Genomic DNA, 25,837 nt, shown 5'->3' with positions numbered 1-25,837 from the left:
CCGCGGCCACGCCCGGGCCGTCGGGCTGTGCGCCCCGCATCAGGTCGAGGATGCTCGGGGAAAGTGTTCTCGCTCAGTTCACTCGCTTCGTGATCGTCGGCGTATCCAGCAACGGCGTATACGCCCTGCTGTTCGTCGCTCTCGCTTCGCTCGGATCGTTCACCGCCAATCTTGTGGGCGTCGCAGCCAGCACGGTCCTGGCCAACGAGCTGCATCGCCGTCATACCTTCCACGCGGCCGGCCGGGTGGGTTGGTTCCAGACACAGTGGGAAGCCGGTGGACTCGCCCTGATCGGGCTGGGTCTGAGTACCGCATCGCTGGCCGCGGTGCACATCCTGTTTCCAGGAACCGGCACGTACGTTCAGGTGCTCGTCGTCATTGCCGTGGGTGGGATGTTCGGAGCCGCTCGATTCCTCGCCCTCCGTGGTTGGGTGTTTCGTGCGCCAAACTTTTCGGGCCTCGAACCTGCCCAGCAGTGACCTGTGAGTTCGCACCACTCGGTATCGACGTCCGTTGCTACCTCTAACAGAATCTCGGCGAGGCTGCACACCCGTCTCGGTGTTGGCTCTAGGCTTGTCAGCTGACGTCGATGCGAGGAGACAAGCCAATGGCTAGGGATCTGACACAGCTCGAGCTTCTGCAGGAGCTGGCACCCACTGCCGAAGACAACGTGAACCGTCACATCACGATGGCGCGCGAATGGCATCCTCACGACTACGTGCCGTGGGACGAAGGCCGCAACTTCGCCGCCCTCGGCGGCCAGGACTACGACCCCGAGCAGTCCAAGCTCTCCGACGTCGCCCAGGCCGCGATGATCACCAACCTGCTCACCGAGGACAACCTGCCCTCCTACCACCGTGAGATCGCCGAGAACTTCTCTCGCGACGGTGCCTGGGGCACCTGGGTCGGTCGCTGGACCGCCGAAGAGAACCGCCACGGCATCGTCATGCGCGACTACCTCGTCGTCTCCCGCGGCGTCGACCCCGTCGCCCTCGAAGAAGCCCGCATGATCCACATGACCAACGGCTACGCCTCCCCCGCCGGATCACAGGTCGGGCTGCTGCACTCGGTCGCGTACGTCACTTTCCAGGAACTGGCCACCCGCGTCTCGCACCGCAACACCGGCAAGGTCTGCGACGACCCCATCGCCGACCGGATGCTCCAACGCATCGCCGCCGACGAGAACCTGCACATGATGTTCTACCGCAACATCACCGGCGCAGCGATGGACATCTCCCCCGATCAGACACTGCAGGCCGTCTCCGACATCGTCACCAACTTCGTCATGCCCGGTGCCGGGATGCCGAACTTCCGCCGCAACGGTGTGCTCATGGCCAAGCACGGCATCTACGACCTCCGTCAGCACCTCGAAGACGTCGTCTGGCCGGTCCTGCGTAAATGGAACGTCTTCGAGCGCACCGACTTCACCGCCCGCGGCGAGAACACACGCGAAGAACTCGCCGCATTCCTCGAAGACCTCGAACGCCAAGCCACCAAATTCGAGGAAATGCGAGACCGCTCCCTGGCCCGCGAACGCGCCAAGGCCGAAGCACGCGCGTCGTAGTGCCTGCGGCGAAGCCGCATACTTGGGTGTGAACGAATTCTGGGACCGCATCTCCGCGGTGAGTCCTGATCCACCAGTGTGGATCGTCCAAGTTGCGGCTCTGGTTGCGCTCGTCATCGTCGTGTTGCCGCAGACCTGGCGGATCGCGCGCAACGTGGTCACCATTGCGCACGAGGGCGCGCACTTGTTCATCGCGTTGATCACCGGCCGGCAGCTGATGGGGTTGCGTCTGCACTCGGACACCTCCGGCGTCGCGATCTCGAAGGGAAAGCCCACCGGCCTCGGCGTCATCGCGATGACCTTCGCCGGCTATGTGGGGCCGTCGCTACTCGGACTCGGTGCCGCCTTCGTGCTCGGGACTCAGCACGCGGTGGCGGTGCTGTGGATCGGCGTCATCTCGATTGCATTGATGCTGTTGATGATTCGCAACATCTACGGTTTGCTGTCACTCGTCGTCGTCGGTGCTGCCCTGTTCGTCGTGTCCTGGTGGGGCACCGGGGAGCAGCAGGTGGCCGCGGCGTACTTCATCACGTTCTTCCTGCTGATCGCCGGCCCGCGACCCGTTCTCGAACTGCAGAAATCGCGCAGCGCCGGACGGGCGCGGGACTCCGATGCCGATCAACTCGCCCGGCTGACTTTCCTGCCCGGCATCGTGTGGGTCGGGTTGTTCCTGCTGGTCACCGTCGGCTCATTGGCACTGGGCGCGTGGCGGATTCTCGTTCCGGTGCAGTAATTGTCGCGCTGTTCGGGTGCAAAATCCCTCGCTCAGTGAGGGATTCTGCACCGAATCTGGGCCAGGACAGACTCGGGCCGGTCCACCAGATCAGCCCAGGTATACCGCAACACCGTCCAGTCGCGGCTGAGCTCGTTCTGGCGGTGTCGGTCGCTCTGAAACGCGGTTGCGTCGCTGTGGAACGCCCACCCGTCGATCTCGATTGCCAACCGCACGGCGGGGAACGCGACATCGATGACGAAACTGCCATAGCGGAAGTTCGCCACCCAGCCGGTGATACCTGCGTCCGTCAGCAGCCGAACGATAATTCGCTCTGCCTCGGACCGAGCGCCACCTTCGGCTGCCTTCAGCAACCGGCCGGCGGCCGCTGAACCGCGCCGGCCCGAATTGCGAGCATGTGCGGCACGAAGCGCGCCGATGCTCGTGTGACGCCCGAGCGCCCGATCCATGACGCCGACGCCGCCCGCTGCACTGACCGCGGCCTCCAGGACGGTGAGCGCAATTGCCGTGACGCGTACGCCTTTCCGGACGATCACATCGGAGAATGCCAGGTTCCGTCGTCGCAAACAGGTGCCGGGTAGTGCGTGTGACCGTCCCCGACGTGGAGTGGTGACCTCGAGGATTCCGGGCAGTCTCGGTTCGAGGTCGAGCCAGAAGGCTGCGGTCATCCCGGACGCTGCGGCACCTGCTCCGGATCCCCACACCGCGCACCGCACTCGGGCGCGATCACTGAACTCACGATCGCAGACGAAGTAGACGTTCGGGGCTTTGCGTTCCCACGAGCCGGAGCGGACGCGTCGCTCCACCTGCTGCCGTGACAGTCCGCATGCGATCGCCTGGGTGCCGGTGATCACGCCGTCCTGGGCACTGAGAACATCGTTGAGCATGCGAGTATGACGGTGTAGTGGCCGCGACGGTTCCCTGACCGGAATTGGGTGCAGAAACCCTCGTTGATCGAAGGTTTTTGCACCGAAGATCCGAGTGGATTAGAACACCACCCACAGCAGTGATGCTACGGCGAAGATAGCCAGTCCCAGTGTCGTTTCCATGACGGTCCACGTCTTGAGGGTCGTCTTCTCGTCCATGCCGAAGAAGCGGCTGACGAGCCAGAAGCCGGAATCGTTGACGTGGGAGAGCACGGTGGCTCCGGCGGCCAGTGCGAACACCAGCAGCGCAATCTTGAAATTGCTCAGATCCAGTTCGGCCACCTGGGTCGAGATCAGTCCGGCGGTGGTGGTCAATGCGACGGTGGCGGATCCCTGTGCCACGCGCAGTGCAGTGGCAATCAGGAAGGCCTGCAGCAGAATCGGCAGTCCGAGGTCCGACAACGAGGCGGTCAGGGACTGCCCGATGCCGCTGGCCCGCAACACTCCACCGAACATGCCGCCGGCACCGGTGATCAGGATGATCGAGCAGATGGGCCCGAGGGCCTGATCCATGTATTTTGCACCGTCGGCCACCGGGAAGCGTCCGGGCGCGAGGATGAACAAGGCCAGCAGCAGGGTGATGAGCAGGGCGATGGGCGTCTGGCCGATAAGCGTCAGGGCAGCGGCCCAGGTCTCGTCCCCGGTCAGTACACCGGAGGTGGTCAGAGTGTTGACGACGGTGTTGAGCGAGATGAGTACCAGTGGTGTCAGCAGGATGAAGAGCACTGCGGCGAACTTCGGCGCCGGGTCGCGCAAAGCGGCCATCTCTTTGTCGTGTGCCTCGGAATCGGCCGCGCCGTCGGAGAACAGATCGGCGGGTACGGGATTGAATCTCTTCCCGAGTTGGGTACCGACGAGGTACGAGCCGACGAACCAGGACACGATGGCGACGGGAACGCCGACGAGAAGGACCGATCCGATGTCGCCGCCCAGCAATTCGGTGGCAGCGACCGGGCCCGGGTGCGGCGGGACGATGGCGTGCATCGCGGCAAAGGCACCGGCGGTGGGGAGGGCGTACAGCAGAACCGATCCGCCGAATCGTTTGGCAACGGTGAAGATGATCGGCAGAAAGACGACGAGACCGGCATCGAAGAAGATGGGAAAGCCGAAGATGAGCGCGGCCACGCCGAGCGCGAGAGGCGCGCGTTTCGCCCCGAAGCGATTGATCAGGGTATCGGCCAATACTTGAGCGCCACCGGTGATTTCGAGCAGTCTGCCGACCATGACACCGAGGGCGACCAGAAGTGCCACCGACCCGAGCGTGGAACTGAAGCCCGAGAGCAGCGCCGACGGTACATCTGCAAGTGGGATGCCCGCGGCGACGGCGGTGACGGCGCTGACGAGAACAAGCGAGACGAAGGCGTGCAGTTTCACCTTCATGATGAGGAAGAGCAGGATTGCTACGGCAGCGGCGGCGATCAGCAGTAGTGCCGTCGTGCCGTAGGCCGGTTCGATCGGATCCATCGGTGTACCTCGTTCGTTCGGCTCGAATTTCGACCATAACGGACAGGTAAGACGTCGCGTGGGGTAACGAGCGCTGGTTGTCGGTCGCCGGTGGGCGGGTGGAGTACCGTGCGGGTATGAGTGATGGGGATCACGTAATGGGTGGGGACGACACCGGAGGTTCGACGGAGGACCAGGCGAAGGTCCAATTGCGCGAGCAGGCACAGCGCTACGCGGCGGCGGCCCGGCTGAAGATGAAGGAACGTCGCGAGAAGACGTCCGGTGGCCTCGGGGCGGTCGTTGCCGAACGCGCGGGCGGCTGGGACCTCGACGATCAGAACACCGTCGCGATGGACCGTCAGCAAAAGCTCTGGAACGGGGTGATGGACCGTTATTTCCGGATGGAGATCGACGGGTGGGAGACCATTCCCGAGTCGCCGGTTCTCGTCGTCGGTGTGCATTCGGGTGCGCCGTTCGTGTGGGATGCGTGGACCGTCGGCGCGCAGTGGTGGCGACACTTCGGCGAGAAGCGCATTCTGCACGGCACCGCGCACGACGCTCTGATGGCGTTCCCGCTGATCGGCAAAGTCTTTCGATCCATGGGTGTGCTTCCTGCCGCCCCGGACTCGATGTCGACCGCATTGGCCGAGGGCCGGGACGTCATCGTGTGGCCGGGCGGTGAGGTCGATTCACTGCGGCCCTGGAGCAAGCGCGACGAGGCAACGCTCGGCGGGCGAACCGGCTTCATCAAGCTCGCCATTCGGATGGGCGTACCGATCGTGCCGGTGGCAACGGTGGGCGGTGCCGACGCCATGCCGGTACTCATTCGCGGCGACAAGCTGTCGAAAGCGTTGAAGCTGGACAAGATTGCGCGGTTGAAGGTCTTTCCCATCGCGATCTCGCTACCGTGGATCATTGCGCCCGCGGCGCTCCCGCAGATTCCGTTGCCCGCGAAGATCCGTACCCGATTCATGCCACCCGTCGAACTCGACCACGATCCGGCACGATGCGACGACGAGGCCTACATCGACGCGAAGTACGAGGAGGTGCGCGCGAGCATCCAGTCCGGAATGGACGAACTGGCGCGCAAACGTAAGTTCCCCGTCTTCGGCTGATTTCGGGAGTGATGGCAACGCGGACCGAAGCTGACCGCGATCGTTTTTAACGTCTTCGTCGTACGGATTCACCCAGTACGACGAGGGGCGTCACAGATGATCGAAACATCGGAACTGACCAAGACTTTTCGGCAGGGCAAGAAGACCGTCGAGGCGGTGCGCGGCATCGATCTGACGATCGGTGAGGGAGAGCTGGTGGCTCTGCTCGGACCGAACGGGGCCGGCAAGTCGACCACTCTGCGCATGCTGACCACGCTGCTCGAACCGACGTCGGGTTCGGCGCGTATTGCCGGATTCGATGTGGCGAAGGATCGGGACCGTGTTCGACGCAGTCTCGGCTATGTCGGCCAGGGCAACGGTGCGGGCCACAATCAGCGCGTAAGAGACGAACTGGTGGTGCAAGGTCAGTGCTACGGCATGACGCGTCGACGATCACGCACTCGCGCAGACGAATTGATCGAGGCACTCGAACTAGGCGAGCTCGCGGGCCGCACCGTGTCGACACTGTCCGGCGGGCAGCGGCGTCGACTCGACATCGCCTTGGGGTTGGTGCACCGCCCACCGTTGCTGTTTCTCGACGAACCGACCACCGGTATGGACCCGCAGAGCCGAGCGAATCTGTGGGATCACATTCTGCGGCTCAGGCGGGAGATGGGCACCACCATCGTGCTCACCACGCATTACCTCGACGAGGCCGATTCGATGGCCGAGCGGGTGATCGTCGTCGATCGAGGCACCGTCATCGCCGACGACACCGCCACTGCACTCAAATCGGAACTGGCCGGTGACCTGATCGTTCTCACCGTGTCCGACGCGTCGGCGCTGGGTGCGCTCCTCGGTAGTATCGAAGGGGTCAGAGACGTAACGGTTGCGGGTTCGCGATTGAACATTCGGGTCGACCGGGCCGAGGCGGTTCTTCCGGATCTACTGCGGCTGAGCGGGTCCCATGGAATCACGGTGCACACGGCGGACATGACGCGACCGACACTCGACGACGTGTTCCTCGGCCTCACCGGGCGCAGTCTTCGCGAGAGCGCCGCAGCGGACAGCTCTTCCCTCGAAACCGCAAGCGCAGCAGGAGAACTCCGATGAACGTACTCTCGGGGAGCGTTTTGGTGATGGGCCGGGAACTGCGTCCGATGGTGCGCGATCCGTTCACCGTCATATTCAGTCTCGTGCAGCCGCTGATACTGCTGGCCCTGTTCGGCCCGCTTCTCACCGAGGTGCCCGGTCTGGGTAGCGGAAGCGTGTGGGACTGGTTCGTTCCCGGGGTGCTTGCAATGATCACTATCTTCGGAACGTCGATGACGGGCTCGAATTTGCTGGCCGAACTGCAACAGGGTTCCCACGAACGGATGTTGGTGACGCCGTTACCGCGAGCGGCTCTGCTCGTCGGGCGCGCGTTCAAGGAAATGGTGCCGCTGGCTGCTCAGGCCGTCTTGATCATTCTGGTCGCATTGCCGCTCGGTCTGTCGGTGAACGCGATCGGCGCGGTCGTGGGGGTTGTGCTCCTCGGCGTGTTCGGCGTCGGGCTCGGCGCGTTGTCCTACACGCTGGCTTTGGCTGTGCGCGGTCAGGATTGGGTGTTCTGGTCGGTCCAACAGACCCTGATGTTTCCGCTGCTCATACTCTCGGGCACGATGCTTCCGCTCACGACTGCCCCCGGATGGATGCAGTTCTTGGTGAACATCAACCCACTCGGATATCTGGTCGATGCCGAACGTGCCCTGTTCGCGGGCGACTTCACGAGTTCGACGGTGACGGCCGGTGCCACTGCGGCCGTGGCTACCGCGGTGGTCGGACTCTGCGTCGGGATCCGGGCTATGGGATCCTCACGGGCGTGAGGCTAAGCTCGCGTCATGGAGCGGCCTGCGGTAATTCTCGAAAACGACGTGACCGTGTACGACTTCTACCTGCGTCACCAGCAGAATCGTCAGGTCGCGAGGCTGGCGTACGCCGCCCTCGCTCGACGGTTTCGCCCACGCGTGTCGTATCCCGACGGTGCCCGGGAGGAATTGCGTCGTCTGGTGTACGACAACACGCGATTGCTCATCGCGGTCAATCACCTCACCGAGAGTGATCCGTACACCCTCGCAGCGGCGGCCTGGGCATCGCCGCTGCGGCCGGTGATCGGGCGTACGAGGGTATTGGCCAAGGACGAGTTGTTCCAGGAACCCAAGCAGCGCAAGCGAATCGACATGATGGGTGGCATTCCCGTCTTTCGCGGCAAGAATCATGGAATGCGCGCCGTCAGCGCTGCGGGCAACCGCATGATGGATGTCAGTGCCGAGCGCATGAAGCGCGGCGACGACCTCGCAGTGTTCCCCGAGGGCACTTGCAACCTGGAGGACCCGACGACAGTGCAGCACGTCGGTAGCGGAATCGGTCATATCGCGATGCGAGCGCGGAAACTCGGCGTCGAACCGGTGCTGATCTGTATCGGATTGAGCTACGGCCCCGGCTCGGCGAAGGTGAAGCAGGCGAGCGTCTACATCGACACCCCCATCACCGATCTGCCCCAGAAGCCGATCGACATCACCCGGGTAGTGGCGGAAGGAATGCAGAAGGCACTCGACGGGGCGGTGGCTGCGTACTGACCGTGTCTTGTGTGTTGGTAGAAACAGATGACATGTTATTGGGTTCGGCGTCTTTTTAGGAGATATTCGTGAGTGATCAGATCAAGACGGCCATCGTCACCGGTAGTGCGCGTGGAATTGGCGCTGCGGTAGCGAAGCGGCTGGCCAAGGACGGTTTCGGCGTCGCGGTAGTGGATCTCGACGAGGCCGCCTGCAGCGACACCGTCGGCGCGATCGAGTCCGCAGGCGGGCAGGCAGTGGCCATCGGAGCCAACGTCGCCGACGAGGAATCGGTCCAGACCGCGGTCGATCGCATCGCGAGCGAGTTCGGTGCGCCGACAGTGTTGATCAACAACGCCGGCATCACTCGGGACAATCTGCTGTTCAAGATGACGGTGCAGGATTGGGACTCCGTTCTCGGCGTACACCTGCGTGGGTCGTTCCTGATGACCCGCGCGGTGCAGAAGCACATGATCGACGCCAAGTGGGGCCGAATCGTCAACCTGTCGAGCACGTCTGCCCTCGGAAACCGTGGCCAGGCCAACTACTCGGCCGCCAAGGCCGGCATGCAGGGATTCACCAAGACCCTGGCTATCGAACTCGGCAAGTTCGGCGTCACCGCGAATGCCATCGCCCCGGGATTCATCGAGACCGAAATGACGGCGGCGACCGCAGAACGCGTCGGAATGTCGTTCGATGACTTCAAAGCTGCTGCAGCATCACAGATTCCGGTCAATCGTGTCGGACACCCCGACGATATTGCGCACCTCGCCTCGTTCTTCGTGAGCGAGGGAGCCGGCTTCATCTCGGGCCAGGTCGTGTACGCCGCCGGTGGTCCGAAGGACTGATTTCTCCAGATGCGTGAATGGACCATTCACGAGCCCGGACGGGTGTGAACGGTCCATTCACGCAGAACGGGCGCCGACTACGGCGTCGGCATCCCGCCGTTGACGTTCAGTGTCTCGCCGGAGACGTAACCCGATTCGGCCGACGAGAGATACACGTAGGCACCGGCGATCTCGGCGGGTTGCCCCGCGCGTCCGAGCGGTGTCTCCTTGCCGAATTCCGGCAGTGCCGAGGTCGGCTGACCACCGGCTGCCTGCAGTGGCGTCCAGAAGGGGCCCGGCGCAACAACATTGACGCGAATTCCCTTGGGCGCCAATTGCTGCGCAAGGGCCTTGCTGATGGTGTTGATGGCCATCTTTGTCGTCGCATAGTCCACCAGACCGGGCGACGGTGTGTACGCCTGGATGGAACTGGTGTTCACGATCGTCGAACCGGCAGGCATGTGCGGCACAGCTTCCTGGATGATCCAGAACAGCGCGTACACATTGGTTTTGAATGTCTGGTCGAATTGTTCCGACGTCAGATCGGCCAGATCCTCGACGAACTGCTGCTTACCTGCAACGTTGATCAACAGGTCGAGGCCGCCGAGCTCGTCGACAGCGGTGCGCACAAGTCCGCGCGCTGCCTGCTCGTCGGTGATATCTGCCGGAGCCAGGACTGCGGTGCGTCCGGCGTCGCGTACCAGCTGAGCAACTTCCTGAGCGTCTTTTTCCTCCGACGGCAAGTAGTTGAGAACCACGTCTGCACCTTCGCGGGCGATGGCAATTGCAGCTGCTCGACCGATTCCGGAGTCGGCACCCGTGACGAGCGCTTTGCGGCCGGTGAGGCGACCGGAGCCGCGATAGCTGTCCTCACCGTGATCGGCGAGAGGTTGAAGGTCTGCGGCCAAACCGGGTGGATCCTGGTGCTGCTCGGGGAAGCCGTCCTGGCGGTACTGCGTGACGGGGTTGGTGAAAGTGTACTGATCGCTCACTGTCGAATCGTCTCCGAATGCGGTGAAATGCGTGAAGAACCTCTGCTCGATTCCGTGTCCTCCACGCATGCCCCGAACCGGTCGGCCACAAACTGTGACCGATCGAAGCTCCTGTTCACGCCACCCCACCAACGAATGAATGTGGCATTCAGCTTCTCCAAGAAGCTGAATGCCACTTTCATCCAAACGGGGGGGCTGGGGGCTGGGGCTGCTACGAATACGTGTAGAAACCCTTGCCGGTTTTGCGGCCCAGCATTCCTGCGTCCACCATGCGCTGCAGCAGCGGCGGCGGCGCGTAGTGCGGTTCCCGGAACTCGGCGTACAGCGACTCTGCCACCGCGAGGGTGACGTCGAGGCCGACGGTGTCGGTCAGGCGTAGCGGACCCATCGGATGAGCGCAGCCGTTGACCATGCCCTCGTCGATATCCTCTGCGCTGGCGAAGCCGGACTCGAGCATGCGGATGGCCGAGACCATGTACGGGATGAGCAGTGCGTTGACGATGAATCCGGCGCGATCGCCGGCGCGAATCGTCTTCTTGCCCAGGGTGTTGCCCGCGTAATCCGTCACCGCGGATACTGTCTCTTCGCTGGTGAGCAGGCTGACGACGATCTCCACCAACGGAAGCACCGGCACGGGGTTGAAGAAGTGCACGCCGACGACCCTGTCAGGACGCTTCGTCGCGTTGGCCATCTTGATGACCGGAATCGACGAGGTGTTCGTTGCCAGGATTCCCTCGGGTTTGACGATGGAATCGAGCTTGCCGAACAGATCGAGCTTGAGCGACTCGATCTCCGGTGCCGCCTCGACCACGAGGTCGCGGTCTGCGAAATCGTTGATGTCGAGCGTCAACGTGATTGCAGCGCGGGCCTTCTCGGCCGCGTCGGACTCGATGCGGCCGGATTTGACGGCGCGCGCGAACGACTTGTCGAGGCGAGCTTCGGCTGCGTCGGCCGTCGCCTGGCTCGTCTCGAGAATCAGTACGGAACTGCCGGAGCGAGCACACATCTCGGCGATACCGGCACCCATGGTGCCGCCGCCGATGACGCCTAAAAGTTGGATGTCGCTCATTTGAGTAGCGCCCGCGACATGACGACACGCTGAATCTGGTTGGTGCCCTCGTAGATCTGGGTGATCTTGGCGTCGCGCATCATGCGCTCGACCGGGAAGTCGGTGGTGTATCCGGCGCCGCCGAAGAGCTGCACGGCGTCGGTGGTGACCTCCATGGCCACGTCGGAGGCGAAGCACTTCGCTGCCGCGGAGATGAAGCCGAGGTTCTTCTCGCCGCGCTCGGCGCGGGCTGCGGAGCTGTAGACCATCAGGCGTGCGGCTTCGACCTTCATCGCCATGTCGGCGAGCATGAACTGCACGGCCTGGAAGCTCGAGATCGCGGTGCCGAACTGCTTGCGGTCCTTGGTGTACGCGATGGCTGCGTCGAGGGCACCCTGTGCCAGGCCGACGGCCTGCGCGCCGATGGTCGGACGGGTGTGATCAAGGGTTTCGAGAGCGGTCTTGAAGCCGGTGCCGGGCTCGCCGATGATGCGATCGCCGGGGACCTTGCAGTTCTCGAAGTACAGCTCGGCCGTCGGGGAGCCCTTGATGCCGAGCTTCTTCTCCTTGGGGCCGACGACGAATCCCTCGTCGTCCTTGTGCACGATGAATGCAGAGATGCCGTTGGCACCCTTGTCGGGATCGGTCACCGCCATGACGGTGTACCAATCGGACTTCCCGCCGTTGGTGATCCAACACTTGGAGCCGTTGAGGATCCAATCGTCACCGTCGGCCTTGGCGCGGGTACGCATGCCCGCTGCGTCGGATCCCGCTTCGCGCTCGGACAGGGCGTACGACGCCATCGCACCGCCGGCGAGGGACGGCAGGACCTGCTTCTTGAGCTCCTCGGAGCCCTTGAGGATCAGTCCCATGGTGCCGAGCTTGTTGACGGCGGGGATCAGCGAGGACGAGCCGCAGACGCGAGCGACCTCTTCGATGACGATGCAGGCGGCAACCGAGTCGGCACCCTGGCCGTCGTACTCCTCGGGAACGTGGATGGCGTTGAAGCCGGAGGCGTTGAGAGCCTTCAATGCCTCTTCCGGGAAGCGTGAGTCCTCGTCCACCTCTTTGGCGTAGGGAGCGATCTCCTTCTCCGACAGTGCCCGAATGGCTGCGCGCAGTTCGTCGTGCTCCTCGGGCGATTGATACAGATCGAAGTCGGGATTTCCGGCCATGTCGGCCACGCTCCTTGAATGTAGGGGGTTGGCACTACCCAATGAGGGCACTCAGTGCCAAGGATTACCCCATGGTACGTCCGTATCGCTCCTGGTTCAAGAGCGGGTTCTCGGAAAGCGGCACTGAGTGCCACGCCGTCGGGCGGGTCAGTCTGTTGTGTGATCGGCCAAGGCGTCGACGATTTTGGCGACGGACATGCCCCGGGGGAACGACGCGACGACGATCTCGCCGAGGAATTGCGCGCGTACCTGCGCCAACGCAGACCGCAGGTCGCTGACGGACGTGGGCAGGCCGTCACGAATCATCCGTCGGAGGATGTAGTTGTGCGTTGCGGTCACCGACGCCGAGAACTGCAGTATCTCCAGGTGGGAATGATCCGGCCGCACTCGCTGTAGATATTCGACGAAAAGTCGGTCGTACCGAAACACGGTGACGATCTCTCGATCGCGCAGCGCAGGGTTTCGGTGTACCACCTGGTAGCGCAGGCGTGACATCTCTGTCCAGTCGGAGAATCGCTCGTAGACCTGCTGCGCGGCGTCGCACACCGCCTGCCACGGATCGCCGTCGTTCGAGTCGAGAAATGCGCTTGCCTGTTCGAGCAGTATTTCGTGATCGGCGAACACGACGTCTTCCTTGGCGCGGAACTGGCGAAAGAATGTTCGCCGCGAGATTCCGGCTGCTCCGGCGATGTCGTCCACCGTCGTCGACTCGTAGCCCTTGACCGAGAAGAGGTCGAGAGCCGCCGTGGCCACGGTCAGCCGGAAGTCGGTGGATTCGTCGGGTTCTCCGCGCATGCCAGTGAAGGTAGCGGAGTTTCGGCGAGGCAGGGAGGTCACTCGACTCGTCAGCTGATTGCTAGTGTTCGCAAGTAGCCTGCTGCGCAGCGGCGGATGGCACGGAGGTAATTGATGGCCACGGATTCGAGTCGACCGCTGTACCGAATGAAGGCCGACTTCTTCAAGACGTTGGCTCATCCCGCACGCATTCGAGTGCTGGAGTTGTTGAGCGAACGCGAACATGCGGTGTCCGAGATGCTGCTCGAGGTGGGTATCGAACCGGCGAATCTGTCGCAGCAGTTGTCGATTCTGCGACGTGCGGGTCTCATCGAGGGGACGCGAGAGGGGTTGTCCGTGACGTACACGCTGACGTCACCGAAAGTCGCCGACCTGCTGTTGGTGGCCCGAGAGATACTTTCCGGGGTGGTGGCCAACCAGGTCGAACAGCTGGACGGTGAGTCCGGATCGCGTAGCTGACCCGACGGGCGGGATTGACCACCGCGATCATCGCGGGCGTCGTCGCCGCGATATTCGGTGGATCACGGTTCCAGGTGTCGGGTCCCACCGGTGCCATGACGGTGGTGCTGGTCCCGATCGTTGCCGAATACGGTCCGACGGGAGTGCTCGCAGTCGGGTTGATGGCCGGGGTCATCCTGCTGGCGCTCGCGGTAGCAGGCATCGGTAGGGCCGTGCGGTACATGCCGGCACCCGTCATCGAGGGCTTCACCGCAGGAATCGCCGTTGTCATTGCGCTGCAACAGTTTCCGGCAGCTCTGGGCATCGCCGACGCCGAGGGGGAGAAAGTGTGGCAATCGGCGTTCGACGCGGTGCGCTCGTTCGTCTCGCACGCCAGTGTTCTGACTCCCGCTGTCGCAGTCGCAGTAGCGGTTCTCATGCTCGTCGGCGGCCGCCTCGCACCGAAGGTTCCGTTCTCCTTGGTCGCTGTTGCTGCAGCGACGGTGGCTGCCCAACTGTTCGATTTCGATATCGCCCGTATCGGCACGATTCCGTCGTCGTTGTCCGCCCCGAGCCTGAGCTTCTTTCACCTCGGCGACATGACGGCGCTGGTGGCACCGGCGTTCGCCGTCGCTGCGCTGGCGGCCCTGGAATCGCTGCTGTCCGCGACCGCCGCGGACTCGATGGGCGTCGGCGCGCGGCACAACCCCGACCGGGAGTTGTTCGGACAAGGACTGGCAAACATCGCCGCTCCCTTGTTCGGCGGAATTCCCGCCACCGGGGCCATCGCGCGGACTGCGGTCAACGTTCGATCCGGGGCCCGCACCAGGCTCGCCGCCCTCACCCACGCCGTCATTCTCGCGGCGATCATGTACTCCGCTGCGGGCTTGGTGGCCTACATCCCGCTCGCCGCGCTGGCTGGGGTGCTGCTGGCGACCACGGTACGCATGGTCGAGACCGCGTCGATCCGAGCAATCTCCCGGGCCAGTCGAGGCGACACCGTGGTGATGGTGGCAACGTTCCTCGTCACGGTCGTCTTCGATCTGGTGACGGCAGTGGCCGTCGGGGTCGGGTTCGCTGCGGTGCTGGCACTACGGGCTGTTGCGCGATCGGCCAGGGTCGAGCAGGTTCCCCTTGACGCACTCGACGCGGTGTCGATGGAAGAAGAAAGCTTGCTACGCGAACACATCGTCGCTTATCGAATCGACGGAGCGTTGTTCTTCGGTGCCGCGCACAGCTTTCTGCTCGAACTCGCCGACGTCTCGGACGTCAAGGTGGTGATCCTGCGTATGTCACGGGTGACCACGATCGATGCCACCGGGGCCATCGTCCTCAAGGACACGATCACCGAACTCGAACACCGGCACATCACAGTCTTGATCTCCGCAGCGAAGACCGAGCATCTGCGCCCTCTCGAAGCGCTGGGTGTGTTCACCACCAAGGACGACGATGCTCGACGCGTCTTCGACACCACTCCGCAGGCCATCGCCTACGCGCGCACGCTGGTGGCCGAGGTAACCACACCCCGCGGGTAGGGTCGTAGATCACACTTGCGTAGGAAAGGACCAGCTCACCGTGGCTCTCGTTGCCGGAATCGACTCCTCCACTCAGTCGTGCAAAGTTTTCGTTCGTGATGCCGAGTCGGGGGAGTTGGTCCGCCAGGGCCGAGCCGGTCATCCCGACGGCACCGAGATCGATCCGCAGCGCTGGAAAGACGCGCTGGACGAGGCGGTTGCCGATGCAGGCGGGCTCGACGACGTGGACGCTGTGTCGGTCGGTGCGCAGCAGCACGGCATGGTCTGCCTGGACGACGCGGGGGCCGTGGTCCGTAAGGCGCTGCTGTGGAACGATACTCGGTCGGCTCAGGCCGCAGACGACCTGATTGCGGAATTGGGCGAACAGGCCGGCGGCGACGGCGGGCAGGCCTGGGCCGACGCCGTCGGAGTGGTTCCGTTGGCCTCGATCACGATTGCCAAATTGCGGTGGCTGGCCGACAACGAGCCCGACAACGCCGATCGCACTGCGGCAGTATGCCTTCCGCACGATTGGATCGGTTGGCAGCTCGGTGGCGCATCGGGGCTCGACGCGTTGACTACCGACCGCGGCGACGCCAGCGGCACCGGGTATTTCTCGGCGGCGTCCGGTGAGTATCGAACGGATCTGTTGCAGTTGGGCTTTCGTGGGCGTAACCCACTGCTGCCGCGCGTCGCTTCGCCGAACGAGGCGATCGGCCGTACACCGGCCGGGGCACTGATCGGACCCGGGACGGGGGACAACGCCGCGGCGGCGCTGGCTCTCGATGCGCAGCCCGGTGATGTGGTCGTCTCGATCGGTACGTCCGGTGTCGTCTCCGCGGTGACCTCCGTTGCCGCAGCGGATGGTTCGGGACTGGTCGCCGGATTCGCCGACGCCACGGGCCGTCAACTGCCGTTGGTGTGCACCCTCAACGCGGCGCGGGTGTTGGACGCTACGGCGCGTCTGCTCGGCGTCGACCACGACGAGTTGTCTCGGTTGGCACTGTCGACGGCAAGCGAAGGCCTGGTGTTGGTGCCCTACCTCGAAGGTGAGCGCACCCCCAACCGTCCCGATGCTTCCGGTGCGATTCACGGACTGCGGCTGAACAATTCGACGCCGGGTCATCTCGCGCGGGCGGCCGTCGAAGGTCTCCTGTGCGGTTTGGCGGACGGTATCGACCACCTGCGAGCGCAGGGGGTGGAAACGAAGCGGGTGCTGCTCATCGGCGGCGGCGCAAAATCGGCTGCGGTGCGCGAGCTGGCCCCGGCGATTCTCGGAGTTCCGGTAATCGTGCCCGAGCCGGGTGAGTACGTGGCCGACGGCGCAGCGCGTCAGGCGGCGTGGACCCTGGCCGGAACCAGCGAGCCGCCGACCTGGGCGCAGGCAGCGTCGAAGACATACGAGGCAGACCCCACCCCGGCGGTGCGAGAACGCTACGCCGAGGTGCGGGATCTGACCGAGGGCACCACCCCCCATGTGACACTCATAGGAGCATCACATGCGGCGCAGCCGCTCTAGGGAATCAGGCGCGCATCTCGGTACCGCTGAATCACCGAGGCGATGGCATCCGGCGTGGATCGGAAGCCGAGGAAGCCGGCCTTCTTCGACTTGTTCATGTCCGTCAGGCATTCCATGTCGCGGCCGAGGTCGCCGTCGGTGTGCCACCACGATGCCAGGCGGGAGACATCGCTCTCCACCAGATCGTGCTTTTCGGCGATGCGTTTCCACGCGGCAGCCGCGTCGGACATGCGGGGTTCGAGGGGACGCGGTTCGGTGTCGAAGCCCTCGGGCTCGACGCCGAAGTGCGCGGCGAGCTGCGGCCACAGCCAGCGCCAGCGGAAGACGTCACCGTTGGCGATGTTGAACGCTTCGTTGTGCGCATTGTCATCGGTTGCAGCCCAGAGCATCTGCTCGGCGAGCAAGTCGGCGTCGGTGAGATCGGTGAGTCCGTTCCACTGGGTCTCGGAACCGGGGAAGACGAACTTCTCGCCGAGTTCCTTGCAGATCGACGCGTACACGGACAGCGTCAGCATCATGTTCATTGCATTGCCGACTGCGAACCCCGAGATGGTGTGCGCGCGATGCACGCTCCAGCCGAATCCGAACTTCTCGGCACCGGCAAACAGTTCGTCTTCCTGCGCGTAGTAGAAGTTCGGGGTGTCGAGGCGGTCCTCGGTCTCGTGGAAGGGCGTCTCGGCCATCACTGCCTCACCGTAGGCGTCGAACGGCCCGAGGTAGTGCTTGAGTCCGGTCATCAGCGCGACGTGCTTCACCGAATCGAGGGGGCCGAGAACGTCCAACACATTGCGAAGGGTCGCCGAGTTGACCTCGATGTTCTCCTTCTCGGAGTCCTTCTTCATCCACGCCGTGAAGAACACGATCTCGGGTCGAATGTCGGTCAGGGCGTCCTGCAAGGATTTCGGGTCGAGTAGATCCGCAGCTACCGGCAGAACGCCGTCGACGGGGGTACTTCCGCTGCGACTCAGTCCATAGGTGGTCCAGCCTGCTTCGAGTGCGGCGTGGCACAGGGCCTGCCCGGAAATTCCGGTGGCACCGACGACCAACGCGCGCGTGGTGTTCGTAGTCATCGTCACCGTTTACCCATCGCGGCCGATGCAACACGTGACACGGCCCTCACATCAGGGTGAGTAACTGTTGACCGACGAGCACGAGCGCGCCGACGGCGGAGACGGTGATCGCGACGATGCGTAGGCGTCGACGGTCGAGAACGCGATTGACCACTCGCGAGAGCAGGAAACCGAGCACGGTCGCCGGGGCCAGGAACACGAACAGCGTCGCGGTATGGGCGTCCACTGCTCCGGCCACCGCCAGTACCGCCAGCGAGATCAACGAGCCGACGAGGAAGAAGCAACTCATCGTGCTGCGCAGCTCGGCTCCGGTGTTGCGCTGCCACACCAGAGCCATCGGCGGCCCGCCGATGGACGTGGCCGTCCCCAGAATTCCCGACGCGGCCCCGGCCACCACCAGATTTCGTCTGTGCGGCAACGGGACCCAGCCGAAGGAGGTCAGGGCGACGCCGCCCAACACCACGAGCGCGAGCAGGATGGCCAGCCCGCGCTCGGGCAACAGGACCAGCAGCAATGCTCCCACTGCCGAACCGGGTAGGCGACCGGCCAGCGCCCACCCCGCGCCCGAGAGGTCGAGAGCCGTGCGATCACGAACCAGAACGAGCACACTGACGACCACGGCGAGCATGATCAGCGTCGCGGGGATGAGGCCGGGGTCGACGATGGCCACGATGGGTGCGGCGAGCATGCCCATGCCGAATCCGATGGACGCCTGCATCGCCGATGCGAAGAAGATGGCCAGGGCGACGACGACAAATCCGGTGACGCTCAGGTGTGTCGCCATCACGTCCCGGCAGCAACGAGGCCGAGATTGCCTGCGACGAGCGGATAGTGGCATTCGGCGATGTGATCGGCCTCGTCGGCGTCGAGCGCCACCGGGGGTGCCTCACTGGCGCACAGCTCGGTTGCTTTCCAGCAGCGCGTGCGGAACCGGCATCCCGACGGTGGATTCAGCGGCGACGGTACCTCGCCCTTCAGCAGGATCTTCGTCCCGCGGGTCGACGCGTCGAGGGTGGGTGCGGCCGACATCAACGCCGCGGTGTACGGGTGCGCGGGACGGTCGAATACTGCTTCGGTAGCACCGGATTCGACGATCCGGCCAAGGTACATCACCGCGACTCGATCGGCGACGTGCCGCACGACCGACAGATCGTGCGAGATGAACACGTAGGAGATGCCGAGCTGCTTCTGGAGGTCGTTGAGTAGGTTGAGCACCTGCGCCTGAACCGAAAGATCGAGTGCCGACACCGGTTCGTCACAGATGATCACGTCGGGGTTCAATGCCAGGGCCCGGGCAATGCCGAGGCGTTGGCGTTGACCGCCGGAGAATTCCTGCGGGAATCGATTCTCGTCGCTCGGTCGAAGGCCCACCAGATGCAGCAGCTCACGCACTCGTGCGGAGCGATCGCGTCGAGTCTTGTACAGGCTCTTGTGTGTTCGCCACGGTTCGCCGATGATGTCCCCGGCCGTCATCCTCGAGTTCAACGAACCGTACGGGTCCTGGAACACCATCTGCACCCGCCGACGCCACGCGAGGAGTTCCTTGCCGCGCAGGGCGAACGGATCGATGCCGTCGAAGGCCACGGTGCCCGAGTCGGGTCGCTCGAGCATCATCAGCGTGCGTGCGAGAGTGGATTTACCGCACCCGGATTCCCCCACGAGGCCGAGGGTCTCGCCGCGTCGTAGATCGAGGTCGATGGCGTCGAGGGCGCGGAGCTTGCCGCGGCCGACGTCGAAGGTCTTGTTCAGGCCGCGCACGGTCAACAGTTGCTCAGACATGGCTGGATACCTCGTTCGGGAAGTGGCAGGCCGACATCCGGCCGTTGCCGACGGATTCGAGCGGCGGACGAGCACTGATGCAGATGTCGCGGGCGATCGGGCACCGGGCCTGATACACGCATCCGTCGGGGATCGAATGGAGGTCCGGCGGGGTGCCGCCGATCGACTTCAGATCCTCACCGCGGACGGCGTGGACGGGCACCGAGTCGAGCAAGCCCTTGGTGTACGGGTGGCGCGGTGACCCGAACACTTCGGACACCGGTCCGGTTTCCACGACGTTGCCCGCGTACATGATCGCGACCCGATCGGCCTCCTCCGCCACCAGGGCGAGGTCGTGGGTGATCAGGACGACGGCCATGTCGTGTTCGGTGCGTAACTCCTTCAGTAGAGCCATGATCTGGGCCTGCACGGTGACGTCGAGGGCGGTGGTGGGTTCGTCGGCGAGTAGTACCGACGGGCTCAGTGCCACGGCCATCGCGATCAACAGGCGCTGACGCATGCCTCCGGAGAACTGGTGTGGGTACGAGTCGGCTCGCGATTCGGGCTCGGGAATGCCCACTCGGGCCATCAGCGCGATTGCTTCGACTCGCGCCTGTTTCGCAGACATGCCGCGGTGGATCCGAAATGGTTCGGCCAGTTGCGTTCCCACGGTGTAGACGGGATTGAGTGCCGTCAGTGCATCCTGGAAGACGATGGCCAGTTCGGTGGCCGCGATGGTGCGCCGAACCTTGGTCTTGGCGGTGACCAAGTCCACCTCGCCCATTTCGACCGAGCCGCCGGTGATGTCGGCGATCGGTTCGAGCAACCCGACGATGGCCTGTGCCGTCATGGACTTTCCACAGCCGGATTCACCCAGCAACGCAAGGGTTTCCCCGCGACGGGCGCTGAAGGTGACGTTGTCGACGGCGCGGATGACGCCCGACGGCGTCCGCAGATCGACGGTCAGTCCGCGGACGTCCAAGGCGACACTGCCGGTATCGGGACGCTGAGGTGCAGTTGCCGGTGCGCTCATGAGACGACCTTTCGTGCGGGGAGCAGGCGAGACCGCTTGGAGCGGGGGACATTGAGCCGCCACCGCTGTGCCGGATCGGTGGCGATGCGCGCCCAGGCGGCGAGTACGGTGGCCGAGACCGTCGTCAACACGATGGCCAGGCCGGGGAAGAACGAGAGCCACCAGGCGGTCTGCAGGTAGGTACGGCCCTGCGACACCATCAGGCCCCAGGAGACGTCCGGTGGCTGAATGCCGATGCCCAGGAAGCTCAATGACGATTCGGCGAGAATGACGAAGCAGAAGTCGAGGGTGGCAACGGTGAGCAGGGTGGGCAGCAGGATCGGGGCCACGTGGCGTCGGATCACCGAGCCGCTCTTCGCGCCGAACGTACGGGCGGCATCGACGAACAACCGGCTCTGCAGTTCTGCGGACTCGGCGCGGGCGGTACGCAGGTAGATCGGGATGCGCGTGACCGTCAGGACCAGAACGATGTTGGCGGCACTGGGCGAGAAGACATAGAGCACCACGACGGCCATCAGGAGCGACGGGAAGCTGAGGATGACGTCGGCGACGCGCATCGCCGCGGTCTCGCGCCAACCGCGATGGAAGCCGGCCCACATGCCGATGAACGAGCCGATGATCGCCGAGAGGATCACGGCCGGAATGGCTACCGAGAGTGTGGTTCTGCTGGCCACGATCAACCGGGCCAACATGCTGCGACCCAGGGGATCTGTGCCGAGGATGTTCATCCAACCGGTGTCGAGCGTGAACGGCGGCAGGTTGGAGCGGTCGAGGTCCTGATCGGTGGCGGCGTCACCGACCAGCATCGGGCCGAAGATCGCGGTGAGGAAGACCAGCACCAGGATCGCGGCGGCTACGGTGGCCACCCTGTCTCGCAGGAGCAGCTTCCACAGTGGGGCCGACGCCTTGCGGGCTTCCACCGGAACCGTCGGTGGAACATCCTCGGGCTCGGATGTTTTCGGTGCTTCGAAGTCGAGTGACATGTTCTTAGACCTTCACCTTGTCGCGAACCCGGGCGTCGAGCAGTGCATAGCAGGCATCGATGACGATGTTGAGCACGAAGATGCTCACCGCCGTCAACAGCACGGCCGCCTGCAGAACGGCGAAGTCGCGCTGCAGGATGGCGTCGATCATCAGTTTTCCGATACCGGGCCAGCCGAAGATGGCCTCGACGACCACCGCGCCGTTGACGAGTCCGACCATGAGGTCGCCGGCGACGGTCAGCGCCGGTGCGGCGGCGTTGCGCAGAGCGTGGTGGGTGACGACCCGAAGATCGCCTGCCCCTTTGCTTCTCGCGAGTCGAACGTACGGTGCAGACAATGCCGAGACCATCGCACCTCGTACCACCTGGGTGAGGACCCCGAGCGGACGAATGAGCAGCGTGGCGATCGGCAACACCCAGGAGAGCATTCCGCTGTCCACGCCGGAGGTGGGCAGCCAGCCGAAGACGATGGCGAACACGTAGACGCCCATGATGGCGAACCAGAAGTCGGGGATCGATGCGGCCGTCATCGACAGCAGGCTCGAGATGCGATCGGCCATTGAGTTGGGCCGGTACGCAGCCCAGCAGCCGATGATCACGGCACCGAGGATGGCGAGGAACATCGTCGCAAAGGCGAGCTGCAGCGTTGCGGGGAAGGCGCGTAATGCCATCGCCGACGCGTCCTCACCGGTGCGGAGCGACTGCCCGAAGTCGAGTTGGACGACGCCCTTGAAGTAGTCCAGCAGCTGCGTCAGCACCGGCTGATCGAAGCCGTTGGTGGCGCGGAACGCCTCGCGTTGCGCCTGGGTGGCCGACTCGGGGAGGTACAGGCTGGTGGGGTCGCCGGTGAGCCGAGCGAGGAAGAACACGCCCAGCAGGACGACGAACAGCGGAATCAGGCTGGTGTAGATCCGTCGGCGCAGAAATCTGAACATGTCAGGGCCTCTCGGTATCGGCGCGCGTCATCGCGGCCAGGTGCATTTCGTCGACCGTGGCCGAGTCCGGCGTGTAGTCGACCGAGGCGGCCTTGGCGAGCACCCCGTTCATGTGTGCGATGTAGGCCATCTGCATGATGTCTTTCGGTTCGTCCGCGAACACCTGGGCGTACGCAGCCTGCCTGTCTTCACCGGTGAGGGCACCGGCTGCGGCAATCTCCTTGTCGAAGTCCGCTGTGCCGTAGGCACTCTGGAATCCGTCACTGGTGAAGTACTGGTCGACGGTGAACGCGGAGTCGCCGGCCTGGTTGCCGTGCTGAATCACCAGTAGATACGGCCCGACGTTCGGGAACGGACGTTCCTGGTATTCGGCGGTACCTGCGGCGTCCATCATCTCGATCTTGACGTTCATGCCGATCTTGGACAACGAGTTCTGAATGACTTCCACTGTCTCGTTGATCTTGGGGAACTGTCCGGTGCGACCGATCAGACGGATCTCGGTGTCCACCGGTACCCCGTCGGCCCGCGCCTCGTCGATCAGACTGCGGGCCTGGTCCATGTCGTAGGGCCACGGCGTCAGGTCCTCGTTGAATCCCACAACACCCTCGGAGATGAGTTGTGCTGCAGGCGAACCGAGTCCGCGGAAGAGTGCCTTGACGATTCCGTCGCGATTGATCGCGTAGTTGATCGCCTGCCGCACCCGCATATCGTCGAGTGGCGGTTGAGCGGCTTGGATGCGCAGCGCTGTTGTTTCGTTGTTGGGGTACGCCACCCCGAGGTCGCCCGCGCCGTCCTCCGGTCCGACCGACGTAGCGATCTCGGCCTCGCCGTTGGTCACCATCGACGCGCGGACGCTGCCCTCGCTGCGCCACTGGTACTCGGCCCGGGCGTACTCGGGCTTCGGGCCCCAGTAGGTCTCGTTCCGTACCAGGGAAAGCTTCTGGCCGTAGTCCCAGCGCTCTATCGCGAACGGTCCCGTTCCGATGGGCTCCCGTACCCGCTCGGTGTAGCTGGCAGTGCGCGGAACCATCTCCACGAACGACAGGCGAAGCGGCAGAATGGGATCGGGCTCCGGAGACTGCACGGTCAGCGTCATCGGGTCGACCGCCGTGACCACCAGGTTCGCGTCGCCGAACACATACCCCTCGACGTTGCATCCCAGCTCCGAATTGACCGTGCGGTCGATCGAGAACGCAGCGTCCTCCGCTTCGAAGGGGCTCCCATCGCTGAACGTCACGCCGGGTTGAATGGCGAAGGTCCACTCGGTGTCGGAGGTCTGCTCCCAGGCGTCGGCGAGCTTCGGTTCGAGATCACCGGTGCTGGGGTTGCGCTCCATGAGCGGCTCGGTGATGTTGGATCGAGTAACGACCCCGACCGACGTCAACGACACGTCGCAGGCTTCCAGGGTGGGCGGCTCCTGGGGAAGGACGATGCGAAGAGTATCTGCGCGAGCAGCTCCGCCGTTGTTGGAGTTGGCAACGGTGCAACCGCTGGCGATCAGTGAAAGTGACAGTGCGCCAACGGCAATTGCAGCGACGCGGTGGGTCCGTCCCTGCTGCACGGAGAGTGCAGGGCTCATGGTGGCCTCCAGTGGAAAAAGGATCCGCGTCTGCGAGTTGCAGCCGAATCTGTGACGGTAGACACACGGTATGAGCGTGCGATCTCTACCGTCAACCGGACGAAATCGACTTTCGAGCCAGTTTTGTGGGTCACGCCGGGCGCTTTGTTAGGGCTTGGATCACAGACGCAACAGGCTGACCAGGTCCGATGTCGGACGGGAGGGCCGAAGCAGCATCGGCAATGCGTTGTTCATGCCGTTTGGGTATCGGTCCATGTTATTTCCGTGTTGGACAGGTATCCGAGAGGCGGAATACCGTACAGGAAACGCGCACGTTCCACCATCTCGCGAGGAGAACAATGGTCACCGTCAGCTCAGAGAAACCGTCTGTGTCGCAGCAGGATTCGCGCGGGAACGGTCGGGTGCTCCGCGTGGGGCCGCTGAAGCCGTCGCTGACGGAGACCCTGGTCGCGGACTACGACGCGCTGGAACTGCCCGAAGGCGACGAGCGCGAGACCTTCCTCTCCGAGCACGGCGAGTCGATCACCGCGGTTGTCACCTCCGGCCGGACCGGCGTCGACGCCGCGTTGATGGAACGGTTGCCGCAGCTCGGAGCCGTGGTGAACTTCGGTGTCGGATACGACACCACCGATGTCGACGAGGCAGCCCGGCGGGGCATCGCGGTCAGCAACACCCCCGATGTGTTGACCGACTGTGTGGCGGACCTCGCCGTCGGTCTGGTGATCGACACCATGCGTGGGCTGCCGGCCGCCGAGAGATTCGTGCGCGCCGGGCGATGGCCGGCCGAGGGCAATACACCGCTGATGCGTCAGGTCACCGGCAAGCGCGTTGGAATCATCGGACTCGGTCGCATCGGTTCGGCAATTGCCGATCGGCTCAACGGGTTTCGTTGCGAAATCTCGTACCACAATCGCAACGAGATCGACGGTTCGCCGTACGTCTACGCGGCCGGCCCGACAGCGCTCGCCGAGAACGTCGACGTCTTGATCATCGCCGCGTCGGGCGGCTCGGGAACTGCCCATCTGGTCGATCGTGCAGTGCTCGAAGCGCTGGGACCGCAGGGGTATCTGATCAACGTCGCACGCGGAAGCGTCGTCGACGAGGAGGCGTTGATCGAGTTGCTTGCCGCCGGGCAGTTGGCCGGTGCCGGTCTGGACGTGTTCGCCCACGAACCGAACGTGCCCGACGCCCTGCTGGCGATGGACAACGTGGTGCTGCTGCCGCACGTGGGCAGTGCAACGGTGGAGACGCGGGCCGCGATGGAATCTCTCACGCTGGAGAATCTCGATCGCTTCCTGGCCGACGGCACCCTCGTCACTCCGGTGACGAAGTGACCGTCGTCGTCGGCTACTCGCCGACCACCGAAGGAAAAGGCGCGCTGCCCTTCGCTTTTAGCGAGGCCCAGATGCGCGGGACCGACCTGCTCATCGTCGCCGAGGACAACAGCGCGTCCGACGCCGAGTTCGGTGCCACCGTCGAATCTGCTCGCGAGGAGGCATCGGCCGCCGGTGTCACGACGAAGATCCACGACAACGAAGCCGGTCGTTCGCACGCCGACAATCTGATCGACCTGTCGTTCGACGAGCAGGCTCAGCTGGTCGTCATCGGTATCCGACGTCGATCACCCGTCGGAAAGCTGTTCATGGGCAGCATCTCTCAGCGTGTTCTCCTCGAGGCGCACTGCCCGGTGACGGCCGTCAAGCCGCCGGTGGGGACGCCGCGGTAGTTCGGTTGCGTGTGCGGCGGAGGATGTCGTTGAGGACGTTGCAGCACGCCGCCCAGAAACTCGTAGGCACGAAACTTCGGGCGGTTACG

The 25,837-nt window shown here is 64.2% G+C and carries 25 protein-coding genes and 1 pseudogene; 13 read left to right on the top strand and 13 right to left on the bottom strand.

The window, feature by feature from the left end:
- Positions 1 to 50: 50 nt before the first annotated feature.
- The 3 genes from AC5WEY_RS02715 (at position 51) to AC5WEY_RS02705 (ending at position 2,297) form a co-directional block, all read left to right on the top strand.
- A complete protein-coding gene (locus AC5WEY_RS02715) occupies positions 51 to 479 on the top strand; it encodes a GtrA family protein (RefSeq protein ID WP_442970915.1) in 429 nt (142 codons plus the stop codon).
- A gap of 128 nt (positions 480 to 607) precedes the next feature.
- Complete coding sequence (locus tag AC5WEY_RS02710) at positions 608 to 1,564, top strand: acyl-ACP desaturase (protein ID WP_495644586.1); 957 nt, start codon at positions 608 to 610, stop codon at positions 1,562 to 1,564.
- Positions 1,565 to 1,592: 28 nt separating this feature from the next.
- Positions 1,593 to 2,297, top strand: a complete 705-nt coding sequence (locus AC5WEY_RS02705; RefSeq protein ID WP_495644585.1) for a M50 family metallopeptidase — start codon at positions 1,593 to 1,595, stop codon at positions 2,295 to 2,297.
- Positions 2,298 to 2,329: 32 nt separating this feature from the next.
- Here the strand turns inward: AC5WEY_RS02705 and AC5WEY_RS02700 are convergent, their stop codons facing one another.
- Together AC5WEY_RS02700 and AC5WEY_RS02695 are read right to left on the bottom strand one after the other, a co-directional pair.
- Positions 2,330 to 3,184, bottom strand: coding sequence for a PDDEXK-like endonuclease domain-containing protein (locus tag AC5WEY_RS02700; RefSeq protein WP_495644584.1), 855 nt, complete (start codon positions 3,182 to 3,184; stop codon positions 2,330 to 2,332).
- A gap of 99 nt (positions 3,185 to 3,283) precedes the next feature.
- On the bottom strand, positions 3,284 to 4,687 hold the full coding sequence (locus AC5WEY_RS02695; protein WP_057479560.1) for a GntP family permease: 1,404 nt from the start codon (positions 4,685 to 4,687) through the stop codon (positions 3,284 to 3,286).
- Between the two features lie 137 nt (positions 4,688 to 4,824).
- Here AC5WEY_RS02695 and AC5WEY_RS02690 point away from each other — a divergent pair, with 137 nt between their 5' ends.
- The 5 genes from AC5WEY_RS02690 to AC5WEY_RS02670 all read left to right on the top strand — a co-directional run bounded on the left by AC5WEY_RS02690 (position 4,825) and on the right by AC5WEY_RS02670 (position 9,205).
- Positions 4,825 to 5,781, top strand: a complete 957-nt coding sequence (locus tag AC5WEY_RS02690; RefSeq protein WP_495645512.1) for a lysophospholipid acyltransferase family protein — start codon at positions 4,825 to 4,827, stop codon at positions 5,779 to 5,781.
- A 96-nt stretch (positions 5,782 to 5,877) separates the two neighbouring features.
- On the top strand, positions 5,878 to 6,873 hold the full coding sequence (locus tag AC5WEY_RS02685; RefSeq protein WP_495644583.1) for an ABC transporter ATP-binding protein: 996 nt from the start codon (positions 5,878 to 5,880) through the stop codon (positions 6,871 to 6,873).
- Positions 6,870 to 7,625, top strand: coding sequence for an ABC transporter permease (locus tag AC5WEY_RS02680; RefSeq protein WP_495644582.1), 756 nt, complete (start codon positions 6,870 to 6,872; stop codon positions 7,623 to 7,625). The genes AC5WEY_RS02685 and AC5WEY_RS02680 overlap by 4 nt, the downstream gene beginning before the upstream one ends.
- 15 nt (positions 7,626 to 7,640) lie before the next feature.
- Positions 7,641 to 8,378: a lysophospholipid acyltransferase family protein gene (locus tag AC5WEY_RS02675; RefSeq protein ID WP_495644581.1), complete on the top strand. Its 738-nt coding sequence runs from the start codon at positions 7,641 to 7,643 to the stop codon at positions 8,376 to 8,378.
- Between the two features lie 68 nt (positions 8,379 to 8,446).
- Positions 8,447 to 9,205, top strand: coding sequence for an SDR family oxidoreductase (locus AC5WEY_RS02670; RefSeq protein WP_027495292.1), 759 nt, complete (start codon positions 8,447 to 8,449; stop codon positions 9,203 to 9,205).
- Positions 9,206 to 9,282: 77 nt separating this feature from the next.
- Here AC5WEY_RS02670 and AC5WEY_RS02665 read toward each other — a convergent pair whose 3' ends face one another.
- The 4 genes from AC5WEY_RS02665 to AC5WEY_RS02650 all read right to left on the bottom strand — a co-directional run bounded on the left by AC5WEY_RS02665 (position 9,283) and on the right by AC5WEY_RS02650 (position 13,194).
- On the bottom strand, positions 9,283 to 10,176 hold the full coding sequence (locus tag AC5WEY_RS02665) for a glucose 1-dehydrogenase (protein WP_495644580.1): 894 nt from the start codon (positions 10,174 to 10,176) through the stop codon (positions 9,283 to 9,285).
- Between the two features lie 211 nt (positions 10,177 to 10,387).
- Positions 10,388 to 11,236 carry a 3-hydroxybutyryl-CoA dehydrogenase gene (locus AC5WEY_RS02660; protein ID WP_495645511.1) on the bottom strand — a complete coding sequence of 283 codons (849 nt, stop codon included), beginning with the start codon at positions 11,234 to 11,236 and terminating at the stop codon, positions 10,388 to 10,390.
- A gap of 5 nt (positions 11,237 to 11,241) precedes the next feature.
- The gene (locus AC5WEY_RS02655) at positions 11,242 to 12,399 is read right to left on the bottom strand and encodes an acyl-CoA dehydrogenase (protein ID WP_032378347.1); all 1,158 of its coding nucleotides are present in this window, start codon (positions 12,397 to 12,399) and stop codon (positions 11,242 to 11,244) included.
- A 147-nt stretch (positions 12,400 to 12,546) separates the two neighbouring features.
- Positions 12,547 to 13,194, bottom strand: coding sequence for a TetR family transcriptional regulator (locus AC5WEY_RS02650; protein WP_495644579.1), 648 nt, complete (start codon positions 13,192 to 13,194; stop codon positions 12,547 to 12,549).
- Positions 13,195 to 13,308: 114 nt separating this feature from the next.
- On the opposite strand from AC5WEY_RS02650, the gene AC5WEY_RS02645 reads away from it, so the two are divergent.
- The 3 genes and pseudogenes from AC5WEY_RS02645 to AC5WEY_RS02635 all read left to right on the top strand — a co-directional run bounded on the left by AC5WEY_RS02645 (position 13,309) and on the right by AC5WEY_RS02635 (position 16,665).
- On the top strand, positions 13,309 to 13,653 hold the full coding sequence (locus AC5WEY_RS02645) for an ArsR/SmtB family transcription factor (protein ID WP_495644578.1): 345 nt from the start codon (positions 13,309 to 13,311) through the stop codon (positions 13,651 to 13,653).
- An 8-nt stretch (positions 13,654 to 13,661) separates the two neighbouring features.
- Positions 13,662 to 15,167: pseudogene (locus AC5WEY_RS02640) on the top strand (SulP family inorganic anion transporter); the annotation flags it as partial.
- A 40-nt stretch (positions 15,168 to 15,207) separates the two neighbouring features.
- On the top strand, positions 15,208 to 16,665 hold the full coding sequence (locus tag AC5WEY_RS02635; RefSeq protein ID WP_495644577.1) for a xylulokinase: 1,458 nt from the start codon (positions 15,208 to 15,210) through the stop codon (positions 16,663 to 16,665).
- Here AC5WEY_RS02635 and AC5WEY_RS02630 read toward each other — a convergent pair.
- Genes AC5WEY_RS02630 through AC5WEY_RS02600 form a run of 7 tightly spaced genes read right to left on the bottom strand, consistent with a single transcriptional unit; the run spans position 16,662 to position 24,022 of the window.
- On the bottom strand, positions 16,662 to 17,735 hold the full coding sequence (locus AC5WEY_RS02630) for an SDR family oxidoreductase (protein ID WP_495644576.1): 1,074 nt from the start codon (positions 17,733 to 17,735) through the stop codon (positions 16,662 to 16,664). The two genes, AC5WEY_RS02635 and AC5WEY_RS02630, sit on opposite strands and share 4 nt — an antisense overlap.
- Before the next feature lie 46 nt (positions 17,736 to 17,781).
- A complete protein-coding gene (locus AC5WEY_RS02625; protein ID WP_495644575.1) occupies positions 17,782 to 18,519 on the bottom strand; it encodes a sulfite exporter TauE/SafE family protein in 738 nt (245 codons plus the stop codon).
- A complete protein-coding gene (locus AC5WEY_RS02620; RefSeq protein ID WP_495644574.1) occupies positions 18,519 to 19,514 on the bottom strand; it encodes an ABC transporter ATP-binding protein in 996 nt (331 codons plus the stop codon). The genes AC5WEY_RS02625 and AC5WEY_RS02620 overlap by 1 nt, the downstream gene beginning before the upstream one ends.
- The gene (locus tag AC5WEY_RS02615; RefSeq protein WP_495644573.1) at positions 19,507 to 20,526 is read right to left on the bottom strand and encodes an ABC transporter ATP-binding protein; all 1,020 of its coding nucleotides are present in this window, start codon (positions 20,524 to 20,526) and stop codon (positions 19,507 to 19,509) included. The genes AC5WEY_RS02620 and AC5WEY_RS02615 overlap by 8 nt, the downstream gene beginning before the upstream one ends.
- Positions 20,523 to 21,509, bottom strand: coding sequence for an ABC transporter permease (locus AC5WEY_RS02610; RefSeq protein WP_057479572.1), 987 nt, complete (start codon positions 21,507 to 21,509; stop codon positions 20,523 to 20,525). The genes AC5WEY_RS02615 and AC5WEY_RS02610 overlap by 4 nt, the downstream gene beginning before the upstream one ends.
- Positions 21,510 to 21,513: 4 nt before the next feature.
- Positions 21,514 to 22,443, bottom strand: a complete 930-nt coding sequence (locus AC5WEY_RS02605; protein WP_495644572.1) for an ABC transporter permease — start codon at positions 22,441 to 22,443, stop codon at positions 21,514 to 21,516.
- 1 nt (position 22,444) lies between these two features.
- Positions 22,445 to 24,022 (bottom strand): ABC transporter substrate-binding protein, encoded by a 1,578-nt coding sequence (locus AC5WEY_RS02600; protein ID WP_495644571.1) that lies wholly within the window; start codon positions 24,020 to 24,022, stop codon positions 22,445 to 22,447.
- 338 nt (positions 24,023 to 24,360) lie between these two features.
- On the opposite strand from AC5WEY_RS02600, the gene AC5WEY_RS02595 reads away from it, so the two are divergent.
- Together AC5WEY_RS02595 and AC5WEY_RS02590 are read left to right on the top strand one after the other, a co-directional pair.
- Positions 24,361 to 25,356, top strand: a complete 996-nt coding sequence (locus AC5WEY_RS02595; protein WP_495644570.1) for a 2-hydroxyacid dehydrogenase — start codon at positions 24,361 to 24,363, stop codon at positions 25,354 to 25,356.
- Positions 25,353 to 25,748: a universal stress protein gene (locus tag AC5WEY_RS02590; protein ID WP_495644569.1), complete on the top strand. Its 396-nt coding sequence runs from the start codon at positions 25,353 to 25,355 to the stop codon at positions 25,746 to 25,748. The genes AC5WEY_RS02595 and AC5WEY_RS02590 overlap by 4 nt, the downstream gene beginning before the upstream one ends.
- Positions 25,749 to 25,837 lie beyond the last annotated feature (89 nt).

Source organism: Rhodococcoides sp. S146-33 (assembly GCF_059489205.1).
This window is presented reverse-complemented; position numbering and strand designations above follow the sequence as displayed.

Coding starts and splice junctions, on each gene's coding strand:
- AC5WEY_RS02715 (WP_442970915.1), top strand. CDS start 51: ATGCTCGGGGAAAGTGTTCTCGCTCAGTTCACTCGCTTCGTGATCGTC.
- AC5WEY_RS02710 (WP_495644586.1), top strand. CDS start 608: ATGGCTAGGGATCTGACACAGCTCGAGCTTCTGCAGGAGCTGGCACCC.
- AC5WEY_RS02700 (WP_495644584.1), bottom strand. CDS start 3,184: ATGCTCAACGATGTTCTCAGTGCCCAGGACGGCGTGATCACCGGCACC.
- AC5WEY_RS02695 (WP_057479560.1), bottom strand. CDS start 4,687: ATGGATCCGATCGAACCGGCCTACGGCACGACGGCACTACTGCTGATC.
- AC5WEY_RS02690 (WP_495645512.1), top strand. CDS start 4,825: ATGGGTGGGGACGACACCGGAGGTTCGACGGAGGACCAGGCGAAGGTC.
- AC5WEY_RS02685 (WP_495644583.1), top strand. CDS start 5,878: ATGATCGAAACATCGGAACTGACCAAGACTTTTCGGCAGGGCAAGAAG.
- AC5WEY_RS02680 (WP_495644582.1), top strand. CDS start 6,870: ATGAACGTACTCTCGGGGAGCGTTTTGGTGATGGGCCGGGAACTGCGT.
- AC5WEY_RS02675 (WP_495644581.1), top strand. CDS start 7,641: ATGGAGCGGCCTGCGGTAATTCTCGAAAACGACGTGACCGTGTACGAC.
- AC5WEY_RS02655 (WP_032378347.1), bottom strand. CDS start 12,399: ATGGCCGGAAATCCCGACTTCGATCTGTATCAATCGCCCGAGGAGCAC.
- AC5WEY_RS02650 (WP_495644579.1), bottom strand. CDS start 13,194: ATGCGCGGAGAACCCGACGAATCCACCGACTTCCGGCTGACCGTGGCC.
- AC5WEY_RS02645 (WP_495644578.1), top strand. CDS start 13,309: ATGGCCACGGATTCGAGTCGACCGCTGTACCGAATGAAGGCCGACTTC.
- AC5WEY_RS02630 (WP_495644576.1), bottom strand. CDS start 17,735: ATGACTACGAACACCACGCGCGCGTTGGTCGTCGGTGCCACCGGAATT.
- AC5WEY_RS02625 (WP_495644575.1), bottom strand. CDS start 18,519: ATGGCGACACACCTGAGCGTCACCGGATTTGTCGTCGTCGCCCTGGCC.
- AC5WEY_RS02620 (WP_495644574.1), bottom strand. CDS start 19,514: ATGTCTGAGCAACTGTTGACCGTGCGCGGCCTGAACAAGACCTTCGAC.
- AC5WEY_RS02615 (WP_495644573.1), bottom strand. CDS start 20,526: ATGAGCGCACCGGCAACTGCACCTCAGCGTCCCGATACCGGCAGTGTC.
- AC5WEY_RS02610 (WP_057479572.1), bottom strand. CDS start 21,509: ATGTCACTCGACTTCGAAGCACCGAAAACATCCGAGCCCGAGGATGTT.
- AC5WEY_RS02605 (WP_495644572.1), bottom strand. CDS start 22,443: ATGTTCAGATTTCTGCGCCGACGGATCTACACCAGCCTGATTCCGCTG.
- AC5WEY_RS02600 (WP_495644571.1), bottom strand. CDS start 24,022: ATGAGCCCTGCACTCTCCGTGCAGCAGGGACGGACCCACCGCGTCGCT.
- AC5WEY_RS02595 (WP_495644570.1), top strand. CDS start 24,361: ATGGTCACCGTCAGCTCAGAGAAACCGTCTGTGTCGCAGCAGGATTCG.